The organism is Marinobacter shengliensis, from assembly GCF_030297115.1.
GTDB lineage: Bacteria > Pseudomonadota > Gammaproteobacteria > Pseudomonadales > Oleiphilaceae > Marinobacter > Marinobacter shengliensis.
On the sequence record NZ_AP028062.1, the window covers coordinates 1400816 to 1418782 of the forward strand.

Below are 17967 nucleotides of genomic sequence, written 5' to 3' on the forward strand. Positions count from 1 at the left end.
GAGTCAAGTGGCTTGAATTTACAGCTCTTTGAGGATCGATTACTAAAGGGTCCGAAACTGCTCCATCTTGATAACTATTCATCCCGAGTTTTCTGGCCCTGCGTGTACCAACGATGTTGATCGAGTTTTGACGTCGATTGTCGAAGGGTGCGACTGTTCAATAGCATTTAAGGTTTAAGATGACATCTTCAGCATTTGAGACGTTCCACCATGCGATTCAAGACGCGGTCGACCTGTTCAATTTGTTTGACGCACTGAACAAAAACCCACCTCCTCCTGAGGCGGAGGTGCTGAAACGCGCAAGCCTAGTCATGGCATTGGCAGCATTGGAGACCTATGTAGAGGACCGAATTGTCGAAGCTGCGAATACGGTAGCAGGCGTGGGATCAGAGCAAAGTCCGCTTGTGCAGTTTTATAGGTCGTCCCTTCAGAACGATCTCAAGTTCTTTCATACGCCGAGCACCGATCGGATAAAGGCGATTTTTAAAAAGTATCTGGATGTGGACATAACCGAGGCGTGGGTTTGGAATCACTTCGACCCTGTCAGGGCCAAAAGTGAACTCAACAAGATTGCCAGGAAACGCGGGGACATTGCACACCGCTCTTGGAGACCAGTTGTAGGGCAGCCAACTGCTCATGCGGTCACGAGAGACGACCTACGAAAACACATCCGTTTTATTAAAGACCTGGTGGAATCGACAGACGTGTTTTTGGATCAGTTGCTAACCGGTACCAAGTAGGCGGGTCGCTTCATCATTTTTAACAGGGCGTGCAAGTAGCTCGCTGATAGACTGATTTGGTTTCAGAAAACCTTCGTTTTGCTCAAAGATTTCAGGGACTACGGCTGTAAAATTCAGGAGGCTAGTCCCTCATCTAAAACTCGTCCTTTGAAGCTCACCAACTCCTGTATGCGGCTGCTATGCGGCTCAAAAACCCACTCATGATCGAATAAAGTTTCCAGTCGCGTGCTCAAAAAAGAAGAGCCAACGACGAGGGAATAAAATCGGTTTCCGTGTTCTCTTTGTTTGTTGATATCTGAGAGCATATCCTCTGGCAGGCTGGCCATTATGAAATCAGAGATAATCAGCATGTCAGCTTTCTGGTATTTATCATGCTCCATGACCTCCAACGCATGTTGCAGAGCTGGCGAGACGTCAGTGCCCCCGTGAAAAGACATCTTCAGAAAGTCTATGAGGGAAGCAATTCCCATATCGTCCGACAATTCCAGCGTTTCGATACCAGTTGAAAAGTTGATCAGGTAACAAGGGCGTCTCTGTTCTCGGGCTTTTGTTGATATAAACAATGTAACAGCCTTTGCGACGGTCTCTGGTGTCCCGTTCATCGATCCACTGGTATCCACGCAGATCACCATGGGCCCCTGTTTGTCTGCTTCCTCTACCTGGCGCTCCTCCTCAACTTCGATAGTCTCTTGTACCGACTGAATACCTTGCATATCAAAGCACATCAGTCGTGACTCAACGAATTTTAGATCAAAAAGAATCGCCGTATCCTCATCTGCCAAAAGAGCTTTTTCACTGGGTAGCACATGTTCGAGGTCTCGCCCCAGTTTAATTCCGATGATTTCCTCGCGGGAATTGATATCAGGCAGGTGGACCTGTCGTGTTTGATTTACTCGAACCTTTTCGATTTTTTCGGAAAGCTCTATTTGACGCATTTTTCCAAGTAGTTCGCAGAGAGATTTCACGCTCTCGTCTTCTTTGAGGTATTCGGCCCAGCGATGAAACTGCTCGATGTCTTGAGTTGTTAGATAGCCCTTCGAAAGGTCCAGAAGCAGACCGGGATCAAATCCCAGTTCCTCCAAATGGCCGCGAAGGAGATCCATCCGTTCCAAAATGAGCGAAAGATCCTCCAGGAGCTTTGCACGGAGCATCTCGATGGTTGAGAGTTCCCACTCGCTCCGAATGTGGTCCATGATCTTTTGCCACTCAGACAGCAGGAGACGTCCACTGACTGAAAGGTCGTCGTTTTTTCGTGTGGACCGCTTACCTTTCGTTTCCTCAGCGCTTACCAGACGCTTCCAGAACGAATGGTTCGATGGATGGTTGGCCGCGAGGCAGAATGAAGTAAAGTCATCGACAGCCTTTTCCAGGGTCGCCCGGGTGAGGTCTCGCGACTCAAGTATGGGGGCCCAGCCTGAGATTTTCCGAGCATGAGAGCTTAACGGGAACTCTGTTCCTAGCTTTCTAGCGGAGCTTGCCTCCCACTCGGATAGCTGTTCGGCTACGTAGTTACTCACGCTGTGGGAGTTTTGCAGCAAACTCGGGAACTTATGAAAAATATCCTTATTGGCGGCAATAGCCGCCTGCTCAAGCGATTTTATCGGCATAGCTCTTCCAGCCGCTCGCAGTCCTTGATGCGGAGTTTCAAACTGTCAATTTGTTCCGTAATTCCTGAGAGCACGAGCTGTATGTCCGCTTCGGAGATAAATGGCGAACTGAGTACTTTCTGGTAGTCTCTGGATTTACTCTCAACCTGTCTCAGGATCTCCTCAAGCTCTTTTTTTAGATCGCCAACAGCGTTTGAGAGAGATTCCACGAGTCGTATATTGATGTCCTGTTTTTTATCACCCTTGCGAAAAAGGATTTTTGGGGTGCACTCCACAGTTTGGGAGGCATATCGATAATGGTACTCGTCATTTAGTGAGACAGAGCAGGTACCTTGGCCGTCAAACTTGCACCAAACATCTTCTTGCTTATTACCTCTTGCGTCCAACGGATGGAACTTCTGTTTGCTTTTCAGCTTCACACGCGGAACGTAGAGCTTTTTCGACTCCTTGTACGCTGAGTAATTTACTTTGAAATCTGCTTTGAAGAAAAAATATTCTTTTTCATTGAGCAGCTTGGTCTCATAAACATCTGCTGTGTGAAACAACTCATGGTTTATCTCTTTATCGAGGTCGTCCTTGCTCTTGTCCATCTCAGCAAGATTGAATCCGCTGTCAAATCCCGCCTCTCTTAGGGCGTTTTCCACAAGACCTATTACAGCGTGTCGATTATCCTCACGAGTCCATAGGCAGTGTTTGAGCAAGACTGCATCACTGTGGTTTGTTTCTCCTCGGCCATTGAAGAACGCAGATGCCTTCATCAGCATCGCGGCTCTTTGCCATCTTCGATCGGAAACGTAGACTTCCAGCTCATCTGACTTTTCGGCCAGGGATGAGCGGATAAGGTGGATGATGGTCAAAGTCTCTGGCGAGAGGGTCACGTCCTGTGATTGGCTCCGCCACTCTTTCCACTCATCAGGTTTAACAACCAAGTCTTCGGATATCTCAATATCCGCATCGGTCGGTTTGCTGTTGAGGAGACGGTCAAAATTTTCGCCTTGGCTGATGGGACCCACGAGAAGTCTAATAATGAAGCGATCATATAGTGCCTCTAGACCTTGGTTGGCCTCTGGTGTTTCGTTAGAGGCTGCGATCAACGCCTTAAGGGGAGCCCTCTCAACCACTTCACCATTTCGGAAAACCCGCTCGTTTATCAACGTGAGGAGAGTGTTGAGGATTGCTGGGCTGGATTTCCAGATTTCATCCAGAAATGCGAACTCGGCTTTTGGCAAGTAAGCCTCAGTTTTCCGTGTGTACTGGTCTTCTTTGAGAGCTTTGATGGAAACGGGCCCAAACACCTCTTCGGGAGTACTGAAGCGATTCATCAGATACTCGAAATACGTTGGACGTTGAAAAGCGCAGGCAATGCGTCTTGAGATTAGGCTTTTCGCTGTGCCGGGAGGGCCGAAAAGAAATGTGTTCTGACCGCACAGCGCACCCAGAAGGGATACTGCGATAATCTCTTCCCGCTCGAACATACCATCACTGACGGCATCAACCAGCTGATGAATCCGTTCTTGTAAGCCGTTGCTTTTCTCGCTCTTGTTTATCAATTCTGGAACTTTGCTCTCCAGTAGTGATTTGCCTTTCTGCTTGCCTTGGAATGAGATTGTTCCGGAAGGCTCGAACCAATTCATGATGCCGCCATCGAGGCGAAAAACTTTTCGGTCTTGTTGAGTCTCGTCCCATTCGCCATCCAGTGGAGATAGTCGGGTGGCAAGATCATCAAAACTACCTTTAAACATCAGTCCCATACTTCAATTAATCCTTGTTTCTCGGTTCTACATAAAGCGGATTCCTAACCGTCAGAACGCTCCGGTCGTCACGGCTGCTACGCCTGCTGTCACAGGGCATTAATCACTAATGTAAGTCTCTGAATTTAAATATATTGGTTGCGCATGGGAAGTACTTTGTCGTGTATTGCAAACACGCTCAACAGCGGCTCCACCAATGATTCCTAAAACATCCTCTCCAGAGTTTCTCCTATCCGATTGGGCATATGGTCAAGAATTCGGCTCTTTCTCCGCGAGCGAAAGTCGGAGCGACTCCTCTATTCTCGCCATGACGCCGTTAAGATTGATTGAGATCGCGCCGGAAACCTGTCGCTGATACCGTTTGAGCAACAACTCCAGCCTGCGGAGCAACTGGTCGGTTCGGAGAGGGAGTAAGAGCATTCCCGTCCCAACGCTCTGGTTGCTTGTAGGAACTGAAACGTCAAAGATGAAACCGACTACTTGATTCCGATCTGACCAATCGTTGAATTGATCACCAGAGCGTTCGTGGATCTGGTCCTCTCTAAGGAGAGTGAGCGTGCCTTCGAGACCGAGGTGAAGCTGGAGCCGGTGTGCCAGGTCTGAGCTACCTTTCCCTCCCAATGCTTGTGAAACATCTTCGATTGATCCCAGCGTCCGGTTTAGGGCACTGTCCGCATCCGTTGACGCGCTCTGGGTCAAGGCCGGAAAAAAACGAGACCACTCGCCAACCACTAACTGCTTTTCATGCAAGTCGAACGGCACACACCATATGTGAAGGTCTTCGCTGAAACTGAACTTTGGCAGAGGTTCCTGAAATGCCGCATGCTTGGGATAAACCAGCAGCATATGGCCATATCCGTTCTGGTATTTGTGCCCATAAGCGAAGAGTTGGTAGAGGTCAGCCTGTTTAATACCGTACTTCTCAGCCGATGTGTTTTGAGTCGAGTCCAAAAGCTTCCATTTGGCGTCCATCACGTTCTTGCGACTGAGATAAGTCACCAGCAGATCAGGTTTCATTTGGAACCAGGATTTCTCAGGGCCCCCATCCGGAGAGTGTTTTATCAACCATTGGCTTGCCGCTTGAGAGGTCAGTGACGAACCAGAACGCATACGCTTCTTGATGTGGTGAGCCACATAATTTTCAAAAAGCTGTTCCATCGGGAACAGCATGGCAATGCCGCTGTGCAGGCCGTGTTGAAAGTTGGGGTTTAGCCGCTCGAGAACCAAAATGAACCAAGGCTTTATGGCTTTGTAGGGCTGCATCAACTTCGTGTTCTTCCATTGACTGATTTGGGACAGCGGCTTTCTGAAAGGCTCGATAACGGACAGTTGGTGAGACAGTGTGTTTGCTACCCGCCAATTTCGAGCATTCTTCGTGAGCTTAAGCACGTAATCCAGTGCGGTTCTCAACAGACGGTTTTCAGTTCTATTTGGGGTGAATATGTCATGGCGGATATTGAACCAAGTGGCTCGTGCTGGGGATTGTCGGCTCTGTCTGCCTACATCCAACTGACCGCGAATAAACCTACTTTCCTCTTCGACGGTTTCGTAATCGAATCGGAGGCCTCGCTTCACGAGGTGGGTCAGCTGATTGAGAAACTGGGCAATAATCCATTCGTGAATGGGTAGCTCAGCGCGCTTGAGATCTGCTGAGTCTCCCTCACGGCCATCCAGTGACGCAGAGCATCCAAGCATGTCCTGCAAAAGCATACGCAGCGACTCAGGCTCTTCTGGCGAGGCAAATTCAGTTTTTGGCAGAATCTCGATGCCTTCACCGGAGGGGCTTTGGAGGTAACCGACGTAGCTCCCCAGCTTTAGGTATTTCTTGCCTTTCCGTATGACAAGCTTGGAATCTTGCTCCCACTGATTGTGCAGGTCGATAAGCCACTCAAACGTTGCACCTGAGACCCGCCCGACATCCATACTCGCGTTGGCCTCAGGATCAGCGGTGAGGACGGCATACTCGCGAACCTGAATCACCGGTGCATTCCAACGATCTGTTGATACGCTTCTGCTTCATCGAAAGCGGTTTCGTTGATCTTGAACCTGTTATCGGTCAACTGTTCTGCAATTTCCCCTGGGAAAAGATCGGTTAAGTTGCGCGTGAAGGCATTAGCACCAGTCGTTCCTGGAGTAATGAATTTATGCTCGGGAGCTTTGGCAGGATCGTTCAGGACCCAACCGATACGCTCGTAATCTTCGAAAAAGTATTCCTGAAGCAGAGGAATGACTTTGTCGCGGAATATGTACCGGAGAGCCGCCTGTCGTTCTGACTCCGATTCTATGCCTGCTAATTCTATGAAATAGGCATGGCCAATCTGATGGTCAGAGTCCAGCAGGACTTCGATGCGCTGATTAATCATATCCAAAAGCGTATCAAGCGGAATGTCGTAAACGGTGATCTCGGACAAGCTGCTGGGATCAGGAAGCATTTCAACGAAGCTAAAACGCCTACGAAGTGCCAGGTCCAGTTGGGCCAGGGATTTGTCAGCTGTGTTCATCGTACCAATGACAAAAACATTGGACGGCACTGAGAACTGCTCTTTGGAATAGGGCAATGTCACCGACTGCGCGTCAGAAGCTCCAGCTCGCTTGCTCGGTTCCAGGAGGGTAATGAGTTCCCCAAAAATCCGCGCGATATTGCCTCGGTTGATCTCATCGATGATCAGAACATGAGGAGGCGCATCCTCTTCTGGAGATTCCGTTGAGACCATTTCCTGAAGGCGACTGAGGCTCAACTTGGAGGGCTTCAATTTGTACAGAGTCTTTTGGGTGAACTGACTGCTGTACAGCTCACTCACAGGCCGCGAATTTTCATAGACTTGAAGCCATTTGACGTCACGGGCTTGGTGAAACCAATCAGGCTTATCTTCAAGTTTTCTGTGTTGGCCAGTGACCTCTGCAATTGCACGGAATCGAGAATTGCCGTCAGAAATAACAAGCAAATCGCCCTCTTTTACCTGATTTCTGAAGGTATTAACGGCTCGAAATGCATATTCCTGCGTCTCAGAAGGGTAACGCTCGAGGTATCGCTTTTTGACAGATTCGTAGTCATCGCACCCCGAGAAGTCAGCGTCTCCGCCCCATCCCAAGAGTACATAATCGTTCTCAAGGCACTCGGTGAAAACCTCACCGGCTTCAGCCGTTTGAGAATTGCCCAAGGACATTTTCCAGATCGCTCTATCAGACAGGCTCGATGATGAGATAGTTTGGTGAGCGATTACTCGTTTGTCGGCATTCTTGCATAGCGTTTTGAAAACACCATCTCGCACGGGATAGTGAAGCTCATCCGTTTCTGGCTGGCTTTCAGCCCTTATACCCTCAATGAAGTCCTCGTAAGCAAAACTCTGGTGGAACGTCGTAAACTGAATTCTTTCTGATCGAACCAGTTCGTCAAACCTTGCTTTAATAGCTGCTCTGTTTTCATAGGGCGCAGCTCGATCAGCGTTTTCTTGGTACCAAACTGGATCGGCGATTCGGACGGCTAGATCAGTAGTACGGTACGTCTTCCCGGTCCCCGGAGGCCCATAGAGAATCTGGTTGAGTGGTTCAGTTGGCATGATGCTCTCTTCTTTCTGAGGAAGGTTTTCTTCCGAAATGGGTTTAGACATATCGTTGTCCTCCTCGTCATACCACTCTAATAGCGTGTCCAGCTCGTCCATAGATGACACCGGTACCAAGTAGGCTGTACTTCCCAGTGCAAGGGATGGGGCATGCTGTTTTAAGTGATGGTTACGGGTGTCTCGCGGGCCGTACTCCCTCACTTTTTCGAGTTGGATTTCTTCAGGAGGTTTGTCCCCAATAAAAACCTTCACTGACTTTGGTTTAGGATCAAGGGCAATAGGCTTCCCATTCGAACATTTGAATCCTGCAATATGCATCGTTCCCGAGTACGTTCCGGGATAGACCTTTTTAAGGTGCTCAACTGCGGTTTTAGAGTCGAATGGCGTGCTTTGATTCTCGTACCAAGCTTGGTACGAAATTTCCCAGAAAGGCTTATCGGTCCGATTGCGGACGCGTTGGAGACATTCTCTGTAGTCTTGCCAGTTGGGTTTGGGAATCTCCAGGTCGTTAGAGGTAAGCCAGTGGCGAGTTTGTCCGTCCACCGGTAAATAGATGTCGGGGTAGGCGTAAAATAGACACTGGGTAAGCTTCGCGAAACCTGTTCCTTTAATCGAGAGCACAGATTGAAACTGCTCTCTGTCGAACTCGAAGGTGGCCGCATCCCGAAAAAATTTCCAGAGCTTGCTGATAGTTCCCGGAGCCCGAGACTTGGCATACGGGAAAAGCCAGACCTTCAGTGGCTGAGCACTTGGCACGCCGGAAAAATCGGAGGGAGGTGGTGCATCCAGGCCGATTAGCTCTATCAGTTCCTTGAACAGCTTCTTGCGTGTCTCTTCCCCATATTTCATGAAGATGGCAAAAAAGCTAAATGGATCAATTTCTTGTAAAGGTACCTTTTCACCGGCCTCATTTTCGTCGGTGAGTCCCTTTTCTATTCCCAATTGTTGTAGGATCGCGATGAGTTCTGGTTGGCGATCCTCGTAATCTTTGATCCACTGCGTGAGTGCTTTAAACGCTGGTATCCATGTGTACTGGTCCACCTGCCGATCCTTTTGTTGGTAGTCAGTTCGCCTTTCAGGCTGCGCTCCGATCCAAGTCGCAAGCAAATAAATGAAGAAAACTTGTAGCCAAACGTGGGAGTCCCTCAAAAGGGAAAAGTAGTCTTCATTTCATAGTCTTACCATCCTAACTGGTCTAATAGCAGAATGTCGTCTAAATTGGCGTATCTAGAATACTGAAAAAATGAAAATGCGCTCAAGTTTTCCCCAAACATTATGTGCAGCAGTTTATAAACTTTAAGTTCCTGCACACACGGAGGTTGCAGCCAATGAGACACCTGGATGGTCATTTCCAACTCACCGCAACGGACTTAGTCGCCCACAGCGCCTGCAACCATTTGGTCGCCCTTGAAAAGCAGGTGGCTCAAGGAGAACGCGAGAAGCCGGATCATTACGATCCTCTGCTGGAAATTCTGCGGGAGCGCGGCCAGCGTCACGAGCAGGGTTACCTCGAGCACTTAAAATCTGCGGGACTGGATGTCACTGCTATCGAAGGCGTCGAAGTAAACGAAGAAAGCATCGATCAGACCGTTGAGGCAATGAGAGCCGGTGCGCCAATCATTGCTCAGGCCGCTCTTAAAAACGGAAGTTGGAGCGGGCGGGCCGACTTTTTGAAACGAGTGGAAAAGCCCAGTGCGCTGGGTAATTGGTCATACGAGATAATCGATACAAAATTAGCGCGAGAGACGAAGGGTGGAACCGTTCTTCAGCTATGCCTTTATGCCGACCTTCTGGCGAGCATTCAAAAAGTCGACCCCGAATTCATTTTTGTAGTTGCGCCATGGAGTGACTACGAGCCGCAACGGTATCGGTTCGCTGACTATGCAGCTTATTTCCGGCAGGTTCGGAAAGCAGCCGAAGCCGACATCAATACTGACGAGCCCACGGAAACCTATCCGGACCCGAAATCGCACTGTGAAATTTGCCACTGGCAATCCCAGTGCGACCAGAGGAGGCGAGACGATGACCATCTCTGTTTAGTTGCCAACATCAGCAAAGCACAGATCGTTGAGCTTAATGCCAACGGTATTGCAACCATGAAAGACTTGGCGGCCCTTCCAACACCTATCCCGTTCGAGCCAAAACGCGGCACCAAACCTTCTTTGGAGAAAGCGCGAGCGCAAGCTCGGATTCAAGTTGCCGCCCGAGAGAGTGGAGAACTCAAGCGAGAGTTTCTCGATCCTATTCCAGGTGCTGGATTCGGGGCACTACCAAAGCCCTCAGAGGGCGACGTGTTCTTTGATATCGAGAGTGACCAGTTCGTCGGAGAGCACGGCCTGGAGTACTTGTTTGGGTATGTCTTTAAGAACAATAGCGGAGAGGTCGAATACAAGGCTGAATGGGCCTTTGGGCCAGGCGAAGAGAAAGCGGCCTTTGAGGGCTTCATCGACTTTCTAACAGAGCGTCGTCAGCAATACCCGGACATGCATGTCTACCATTTTGCTCCCTACGAACCATCGGCGCTGAAACGGCTCATGGGGCGATATGCCTCGCGTGAAAACGAAATGGACAACTTGCTTCGAGGGTTGGTGTTTGTCGACCTTCTGAGTGTCGTTCGGAATGGGCTCCGTGCCAGTGTGGAAAGCTACTCCCTCAAAAAGCTGGAGCCGTTCTTTCAATTTGAGCGCAAGGTTTCGCTTCATGATGCCAACGTGGCACTCACGCAGCTTTCATCGCACATTGAACTGGATGATTTCGATTCGGTAACAGAGAAGACAAAGTCCGTTGTTGAGGCATACAACGCAGATGACTGCTTCTCGACTGCTGCCCTGAGAGATTGGCTTGAAAGCTTGAGGGATGAACTAATCAGCGAAGGATATTCGATTGATAGGCCAGAACCAGGAACTGAGCCCAGTGAAGAGGCTGACGAGCAGGCGCAGCGTATTCAGGCACTGGTTGAGCGCCTGATTGATGGAGTTCCGGTAGACAAAGAGGAGCGTACCCCCGAACAGCACGGGCGCTGGATTCTAGCTCATCTATTGGAATGGCATCGTAGAGAGGATAAATCGGTTTGGTGGGAATACTTCCGGCTCTCTGAGTTGCAGCCGGACGAACTTCTGCGAGAACGCGCTGCAATCGCAGGATTGGAGATAGTAGGTACCGTTGAAACCTCGAAAAAGGGTATTCTGACCGACCGCTACAAGTTTATTCCCCAGGATACTGAGGTGCGGGCGGGAGACGATCTGAAGTCTGCTGGAGGCGATGATCTCGGCAAGGTCGAATCGGTGTCAATGGAAGATGGAACGCTAGACATCAAAAAGAAGGGAGCAACCGCAGAAATACATCCTGAAGCGGTATTTACCCACACTGTCATAAGGACTAATGAGCAGAAGGCCGCGCTTTTTCGCTTAGGTGAGTACGTCGCCGAACACGGACTAGAGGGTGATGGCCCATTTAAAGCTGGCCGGTCAATTTTGCTTCGCTCGAAAGTCGGCGAGGATGGAATCCCTCTTCAGCATGATGACGAGCTAACGCTCGATGCTGCGCTCAGAATCGCCCCCACTTTGAACGGAGATGTTCTACCAATTCAGGGGCCGCCAGGAACAGGTAAGTCCGTTACGGGCGCTCACGTTATCTGTGATTTTGTTGAAAAAGGTATGACCGTTGGGATAACGGCGAATAGCCACAAGGTTATTCGGAATCTAATTGATAAAGCCATTGCTGTAGCCGCAGAGAGAGGCACCGATATCAGGTGTATTCAAAAGCCAAGCGGGGATAGCAAGGAGCCGGATCAACATAATCTGACTTTTGCCAAATCCAACAAGGACGTTTTTCTGGCTCTGAGCGATGGAGCGGCTCAAGTTGCAGGGGCAACAAGCTTTCTTTGGGCGCGTGAAGAAGCACAGGACACCCTTGACGTGCTTATCGTCGATGAGGCGGCTCAGATGGCTTTAGCCAATGTGGTAGCGGTCTCTGCTTGTGCAAGGAGTTTGATATTGCTCGGAGACCCGCAACAACTTGAGCAGCCTACCCAAGGCTCCCATCCAGATGGAACGGATTGCTCCGCGCTTGATCATCTCCTAGAGGGGCATCAGACTATTTTTGATGATCAAGGCCTGTTCCTGGGTATTACTTACCGCCTTCATCCAGAAATCTGCCGCTTCAATTCAGAACTGTTCTACGAGAACAAACTCTCCTCCGTGGCGAAGGCCGCAAATCATGAGATTAAATCTGAAGGCTCTTTTTCCGGTACCGGCTTGCGTTATCTGCCAGTCGAACACAGCGGCAATACCAGTAGTTCAACTGAGGAGGCCGACGAGGTCCGCCGAATCGTCAACGAGATCTTGAGCCGCAAAACGACTTGGATTGATGGTGAAGGGTGCGAGCACGAATTGACTCTCGCGGATATTCTGATTATTGCGCCTTACAACGCTCAGGTATTCGAGATTCATCAGAGGTTGCCCGATGCAAGGGTGGGCACTGTCGATAAATTTCAGGGTCAGGAGGCACCCATCACGGTCTTTTCCATGGCGACCTCCAGCCATGCAGACGCGCCAAGAGGGATGGAGTTTCTCTATAGCCCGAACCGGTTGAACGTCGCTATTTCCAGAGCGAAGTGTTTGGCGATACTGGTTGCCTCTCCCGCTATTTTCGAAGCTGATTGTAAAACACCCGGCCAAATGAAATTGGCAAATGCTTTTTGCAGGTTTCTTGAGGTGGCTGAAAGTGTTCAGCCCACTCGTTAGCTATTAGCCGTGGGTTATACGTCAAAAAAAATTATGACGTATAAAAGCTACTGGTCTAACCGTTATTCAGGGCCTCCATAACAGCTTTTCCCATCACGCTCTCCCAGTGATTGATGTGGGGCGCATTCTCAATCATGGGGTGCAAAAGCACCCTTGAAATTTCGTCTGATGAAATACCTAAATCAGCCAAATTATCAAGTTGCGTTCGGAGAGAAATAAGGCGAGCACCAGCCTCTTTTGCGTATCTGACGCCAAGTTCAAAGTCATCAAAATGGGTTTCGGCTCGCTCCTTGTCTACCTCAGGCCAGTGGTCAGGGGGAGCAGCGTAAAAATCAACAGATCCGGATGGTTCGTCAGTAGGGTCGTATGTCCCGAATATCCATTGTTCTCTGAAAAAATGCTCAGCATCAAAGAATGGATGGATTATCTGTTTTTCCGCAGAGGCTGAAAAGCCTTGTCCTTTTCCGTCCATATTGCAATCACGGCAGGCCGGGACCAGGTTTTTCGGGAAAAGCGAGAACTGCGGAAACTTAGACTTTGGTAAATAATGATCCAAGTTCCTTGGCCGGCCTATCCCACCACAATAGGGGCAGGTTCCATTTGCTGCTGCTAGCAGTTCGTTGTATATCCCTCTGCCGGGCTTTTCTTTACCCCTGAGATGGGCTTCATAAAGGTTCAATAATTCAGATTTCTTGAGATCTGAGACAATAATTGGGTCTGCCCCATGCTCTCGAACGACTGGAACGAGGGTGTAAAGCTCACCGTTTGGTGCTTTTTCGGCATACAGGGCCAGCTGAGCATCTATCTCTGCCTTTCCAGCAGAAAGGCGGGCTTTGAATTCCGGTTTCTTATCCAGCCCTTCAAGACAGGTACTGAACACTTGATCGAATTCGTAAGAAGGGGGCGGTAATTTAATCATTTTGCCCGTTCTCTTCGTTTTTCGAAGTTAAAGCTTTCAAAATTGCTCGCCCCTCAAGACCGAGTTGACCATTGAAGTCTTTGAGGACTTTGTCATATGAATTTAGACTTTTTACCTTGTCCACCAACAGATCATGAAAACCAGATTTAACCGTTTCTAACCCGAAAATCTCCCGCGTAAGTACTCCAACATTTTCACCGAAGCTCTCTCTGTTTGGACGTTTTGGTTTTAGTGAAGAGCCAATTCGATCTAGAATCCAGACACAAGACTTGGGTATTTCCTGCAACACGACCGGTGAATGAGTCGCAATGATCGCAACACCATTCCTGTCGTGTAGAAGGTCTGAGAGGGCACGTGTAAACGCTGAAAGCAGTGGCGGGTGTAAATGACTTTCGGGTTCATCTAAGAGAACCAGCGTTTTTTCATCGACCTTTTCAACCAATTTAGAGATGGTTAATAGAACAATTGAATGTCCTGAACTCATCTCGGATAGAATGGGCTTAATCTTCTTATAATACTTCTTTTGGAATTGATTGGAATCTGGCTGTTGCTTGTCATGAGTCTCACTTTTTTCTGCCCGGTATAAGCTCTCGAGCTGCTTTAAATCCATCGCTTCAAAATTGTCATCAGAACAAAGCTTGTCGATAGCCTTCAACCATCGATTTTTTTTGCCTTCCTTGCTAAAACAATTTATAAGGCTGCTTACACAGTTCTTTTGAAGCTCTTCGAGGGTATAATGCAAACCTTTCTGATTGCGATTTTTCAGCCCTAAATAGTAGTAACAAGTTCCCTTCGCGGGATTGGGTTGCTCTTCTGGCGGACTGAAAGGGTCGAATGCGCTAAAAGATACTGAAACCAACGCATCGAAATAATCGCGGCTTATGGGAGAGTCAACTAGCCAGCTTTTGTCGACGAACTGACAATCCGAAATTGCTGAGTCCGTTACGGCCTGAATCATTCCATTCAGGATGGTAGTTTTTCCACATCCATTTCTACCAATGATCGCATGAATATTCGTGCTTGGGCTTGAGTTCGCCTCCACCTGAAAATTCAGTGAAACTTCCGATAATTTTTCAGTTTTCTTCCGTTTAAAAGAAAATTCGAAATCAGTAAGGGCCGGTTTGCCATAAAGCACCCTGAAATACTGGCCTTTGATTATTGATAAGCTGGTATCGCGTAGCAGAGAGGTTCTGAATACGTCTTCGTCTATAGCTTTTTTAAATGCTGATTCTCGATCAACTAGGTCGTTTAATGATTCCAGAACCTTCGATTTTGTATCTGATGATAGTTTAGAAAGATTAGAATAATATTCGACATCTTCACCTAGAGAAAAGTACCTCTCAGGTAGCTTTTCAAACTCTTTTTCAAGAGTTGTGTGAGTTGCCGTAGATACGGATTGCCCCACAAATCCTATTTTGATATTTCCAATTTTGTGGAAATTTCCGCCTTCATCGAAGATAGATAGTTGGAACATCGTTTGGTAATGAAAGTCGTTCCAACGATCAATTTTCAGGTATCCGACAAGCTTTCCTGAGCTTGGAATACTTACGTCTCTAGGAATAACTCGAAATTTGAACATCAATAATGCCCCTTGATGTAGTTGTAGGCCTTATTGAAAAGCTCTTTATCCTTCCCAAGTCCGAACTGAACCAGCGTCAACATCAAAGCTTTCTGAATCTCTCTCGGTCCGCTCGCAGAGTTCTGCCAACCATCGAATCGCGTCGCTTTGACGATCTTGTCGATCTGCTCGACAACATCCTGAATGACCTTCGGAGTCCGATCAGGCCTGGTTTCCATGAAAAGCTTGGTGAGCGCCTGGACATTGTCTTCCTCAGTGACCGTGCGCTCACCAGTCTGTTTCTCAAGTTCAACCGTTTCCTTGGCGGTATCAAGCAGGCCTTTGAGCCAATCGATGGCCTTAATAACTCCAGCCTCGTACTGCTGTCTGAGCTTCTCTAGGCGCTCGCCGAGCGCGACGAATTCTGGGTTTCCGCTACCGCGAAGTCGTCCCATCAAATCAATCTCGAGCCTGCGCGCGCGTTTTTCTTGCTCCTTTTCAGTGAGCGTGAAAATAGCGTGCTCGTCCATCACCAGCTCATCGATATCGTTCCTAATGCGATTTATATCGGTGTTCTCGTGGATCATTTTGATGGTTTCAGGCCCGAGAGCAGCCCAGACTAGCGCTCCTGTTTGCCCGACAGGGCGAACGCTCTCATAGATTTGAGCAAGCCATTTGTAATCGTTGCGGTAGGGCGCGAGGAAAGGGTCTGGATTGATCGCAGCCCAGAGTTTGCTGAGTACGCCGAACGCTGCGGCAAATTCGTCCCGTTTCTCATTGGTCGGCAGGCATTCCTGGGCCGCGATGATGCCCTCAAAGCCTTCCAGGGATCGATCCACCCCAGGGAAGAACGCCAGGCACTTTTTCAGCTGCTCTGGAAGCATTTCCTTAAAGCGTTCGATGCCTTCGACAACGCCCTCGATCTCGTCGGGGTTGTAAGCGAGGGCCGTTCGAAGGTTCTCAAACACACCAAGGTAGTCGATGATCAACCCCATTCCCTTGCGCATACCGTTTGCTTCGTAGAGACGGTTGGTACGGCACATAGCCTGTAGGAGGGTGTGGTCTCGAAGTGGCTTGTCCAGGTACATGCAGTAGCAAATGGGAGCATCAAAACCGGTGAGAAGTTTTGCCGTAACAATGAGAAGCTGGAGAGGGTTCTCTGGATCTTTGTAGGACTCAATCAGGTCTTTTTGTAGTTGGTCATCTCCGTCAATCTCCTGCCAACGCTGAAAGTCCTCCTCCCTTATCGGCAGCTCCAATTCTTTGTTCCATTTGCGCCAGTCCCTGTTTTCCTTCCCGTCTTTACCACCGCCTTTCGCTTTGATCGGAGCTTGATCGACATTCATGACCACTTCGACGGCGTCAAAACCAAGCTTCTGGCCTAGCAGGTAATACATCTGAATACAGGCATCTCGGTCGTAAACAACCACCATGCCTTTCAGCTTTTTCGGCTTCACGTGGCTGGTGAAGTGATCAACGATATCGTCGCTGATCGCTTCCATACGCTTCGGGGCTTTCAGCATGACTGCCAGCTTACCCGCCCGCGTAGACAGCGCGGTCTTCTCTTCTTTGTCCAATCCGTGTTCTTCAGCCAGCCGCTCAAACTCTTGGTCAATAGAAGCTCTGTCAACGCGAAGCTCCGCCAACCGTGGTTCAAATTTTACCGGCACGGTGGCCCCATCCCGGATTGACTGCTTGTAGCTGTAGCGATTCATGTATCTGCCGGGATCTTCGTCCGCACCAAACAGCTTGAAGGTGTTTCGCTCGATACTGGAAATCGGCGTGCCTGTCAGGCCGTAAAAGTGTGCGTTCGGCAGGGCCCATCGCATCTTGTCACCAAGGGAGCCCTCTTGAGTGCGGTGCGCTTCGTCCACCAGCACAATGATGTTGTCCCGATCATTCAGGCCGTTGGGATTGCTTTCATCAATCTCGACATCCTGGAACTTGAAGATGGTGGTAATCAGAATACCCCGGCTGTCCTGCTCAATGTGCTCGCCTAGTTTTTTGCAGCTTTGCACTTTAACAAGGTTCTTAACGTCGGCACCGCCAAAGGTTTCGCTGATCTGGCTATCAAGGTCTCGCCGATCCACCACGACGAGAACGGTTGGGTTTTTGAGGTTATTGTCGGCACGCAGCATGCGAGCGGCATAAAGCATCAGTAGAGACTTGCCAGAGCCCTGGAAGTGCCAGATCAGCCCCTTTTTTGGGTAACCGCTTTTGACGCGGTCGACGATTTGCTTGGCAGCTTCGAATTGAGGGTAACGAGGAAGCAGCTTGATGCGTTTGGGTGGCGTTTTCTTGCCGGTCTTGATGGTTGAGAAGAGAGCGAAGGATTCAAGAATTTGAAGAAGCGTTCGAGCGTTCAATAATCCTTCAACACTGGCAAGTACTGACGCCATGCCGGTGAGCTGCTCTTCTTCCTGTTCAGTGGTATGCCAGGGGCCCCAATCTTTGGGGCCAGCGTTTATCGCACCATACGCAAAGGTTCGACCTTCGGAAGCGAAACACAGCAGGTTTGGGACGAAGAAGGGCTCCGCATTTTTCCAATAATGCTTAGTGCCGCCGATGAAGTCAGCAGCGCCGTCCTGCCAAGTTACACTAGGGCGTGTTGCGGTTTTTACTTCACCCACAACCAACGGGATTCCGTTGACATATAGGACGATATCGAAAAATACCTCCGTGGCGGCGACATAGTGCACCTGTTGCGCCACGATAAAGTGGTTGTTTTCGATGTTGTCGAAATCGATCAGGTTGATGGTGATGTGGTCGCCATTTTCGCCAAAGGGCAGGGTCTTCTCGGCCATCAACCATTCCTGGAAGTTTTCATTGGCCTTTACTAAACCGGTGTGGCGGGCTTCCAGCACCACGCCGCGTAGCTTGTAAATCACTTCATCGGCGTAATCGGGCTGCCGAGCAATATCGGGGTTCAACGAACAAAGTGCGTCTTTGAGCCACTCATCGACGAAGATATCCTGCGCTCGTTTCGGCAGGTTCTCACCGTGATGGTACTTCCAATGCTCTCCTCTAAGTCCCTTTAAGCGGTCAATAATTCCATTTTCTGTGACGGTTTGTTCGTTGAACATG

General features: G+C 49.2%; 9 protein-coding genes. 2 read left to right on the forward strand and 7 right to left on the reverse strand.

Going from position 1 to position 17967, the window contains the following annotated elements; all coding sequences use genetic code 11:
- The first annotated feature begins 179 nt into the window (after nt 1-179).
- Nucleotides 180-740, forward strand: a complete 561-nt coding sequence (locus tag QUE75_RS06470; RefSeq protein WP_286254487.1) for a HEPN domain-containing protein — start codon at nt 180-182, stop codon at nt 738-740.
- 113 nt (nt 741-853) lie between these two features.
- Here the strand turns inward: QUE75_RS06470 and QUE75_RS06475 are convergent, their stop codons facing one another.
- The 4 genes from QUE75_RS06475 to QUE75_RS06490 form a co-directional block, all read right to left on the reverse strand.
- Nucleotides 854-2347 (reverse strand): VWA domain-containing protein, encoded by a 1494-nt coding sequence (locus QUE75_RS06475; RefSeq protein ID WP_286254488.1) that lies wholly within the window; start codon nt 2345-2347, stop codon nt 854-856.
- Nucleotides 2338-4098 carry an AAA family ATPase gene (locus QUE75_RS06480; RefSeq protein ID WP_286254489.1) on the reverse strand — a complete coding sequence of 587 codons (1761 nt, stop codon included), beginning with the start codon at nt 4096-4098 and terminating at the stop codon, nt 2338-2340. The genes QUE75_RS06475 and QUE75_RS06480 overlap by 10 nt, the downstream gene beginning before the upstream one ends.
- A gap of 249 nt (nt 4099-4347) precedes the next feature.
- Nucleotides 4348-6078 carry an McrC family protein gene (locus QUE75_RS06485; RefSeq protein ID WP_286254490.1) on the reverse strand — a complete coding sequence of 577 codons (1731 nt, stop codon included), beginning with the start codon at nt 6076-6078 and terminating at the stop codon, nt 4348-4350.
- The gene (locus QUE75_RS06490; RefSeq protein WP_286254491.1) at nt 6075-8702 is read right to left on the reverse strand and encodes an AAA family ATPase; all 2628 of its coding nucleotides are present in this window, start codon (nt 8700-8702) and stop codon (nt 6075-6077) included. Before QUE75_RS06490 ends, QUE75_RS06485 begins: the two co-directional genes overlap by 4 nt.
- Before the next feature lie 287 nt (nt 8703-8989).
- Between QUE75_RS06490 and QUE75_RS06495 the strand changes: the two genes are divergently transcribed.
- A complete protein-coding gene (locus QUE75_RS06495; protein WP_286254492.1) occupies nt 8990-12406 on the forward strand; it encodes a TM0106 family RecB-like putative nuclease in 3417 nt (1138 codons plus the stop codon).
- A 55-nt stretch (nt 12407-12461) separates the two neighbouring features.
- On the opposite strand, the gene QUE75_RS06500 is transcribed toward QUE75_RS06495, so the two are convergent.
- The 3 genes from QUE75_RS06500 to QUE75_RS06510 are packed head-to-tail and all read right to left on the reverse strand — an operon-like array spanning nt 12462 to nt 17966.
- Nucleotides 12462-13325, reverse strand: coding sequence for an HNH endonuclease signature motif containing protein (locus QUE75_RS06500; protein WP_286254495.1), 864 nt, complete (start codon nt 13323-13325; stop codon nt 12462-12464).
- A complete protein-coding gene (locus QUE75_RS06505) occupies nt 13318-14904 on the reverse strand; it encodes an AAA family ATPase (protein WP_286254497.1) in 1587 nt (528 codons plus the stop codon). Before QUE75_RS06505 ends, QUE75_RS06500 begins: the two co-directional genes overlap by 8 nt.
- A complete protein-coding gene (locus tag QUE75_RS06510) occupies nt 14904-17966 on the reverse strand; it encodes a type I restriction endonuclease subunit R (RefSeq protein WP_286254499.1) in 3063 nt (1020 codons plus the stop codon). The genes QUE75_RS06505 and QUE75_RS06510 overlap by 1 nt, the downstream gene beginning before the upstream one ends.
- Nucleotide 17967: the final 1 nt, after the last annotated feature.

Excerpts from the sequence above, each read along its gene's own strand:
- QUE75_RS06475 (WP_286254488.1), bottom strand. The coding sequence starts at position 2,347 with ATGCCGATAAAATCGCTTGAGCAGGCGGCTATTGCCGCCAATAAGGAT.
- QUE75_RS06495 (WP_286254492.1), top strand. The coding sequence starts at position 8,990 with ATGAGACACCTGGATGGTCATTTCCAACTCACCGCAACGGACTTAGTC.
- QUE75_RS06480 (WP_286254489.1), bottom strand. The coding sequence starts at position 4,098 with ATGGGACTGATGTTTAAAGGTAGTTTTGATGATCTTGCCACCCGACTA.
- QUE75_RS06510 (WP_286254499.1), bottom strand. The coding sequence starts at position 17,966 with ATGTTCAACGAACAAACCGTCACAGAAAATGGAATTATTGACCGCTTA.
- QUE75_RS06505 (WP_286254497.1), bottom strand. The coding sequence starts at position 14,904 with ATGTTCAAATTTCGAGTTATTCCTAGAGACGTAAGTATTCCAAGCTCA.
- QUE75_RS06470 (WP_286254487.1), top strand. The coding sequence starts at position 180 with ATGACATCTTCAGCATTTGAGACGTTCCACCATGCGATTCAAGACGCG.
- QUE75_RS06500 (WP_286254495.1), bottom strand. The coding sequence starts at position 13,325 with ATGATTAAATTACCGCCCCCTTCTTACGAATTCGATCAAGTGTTCAGT.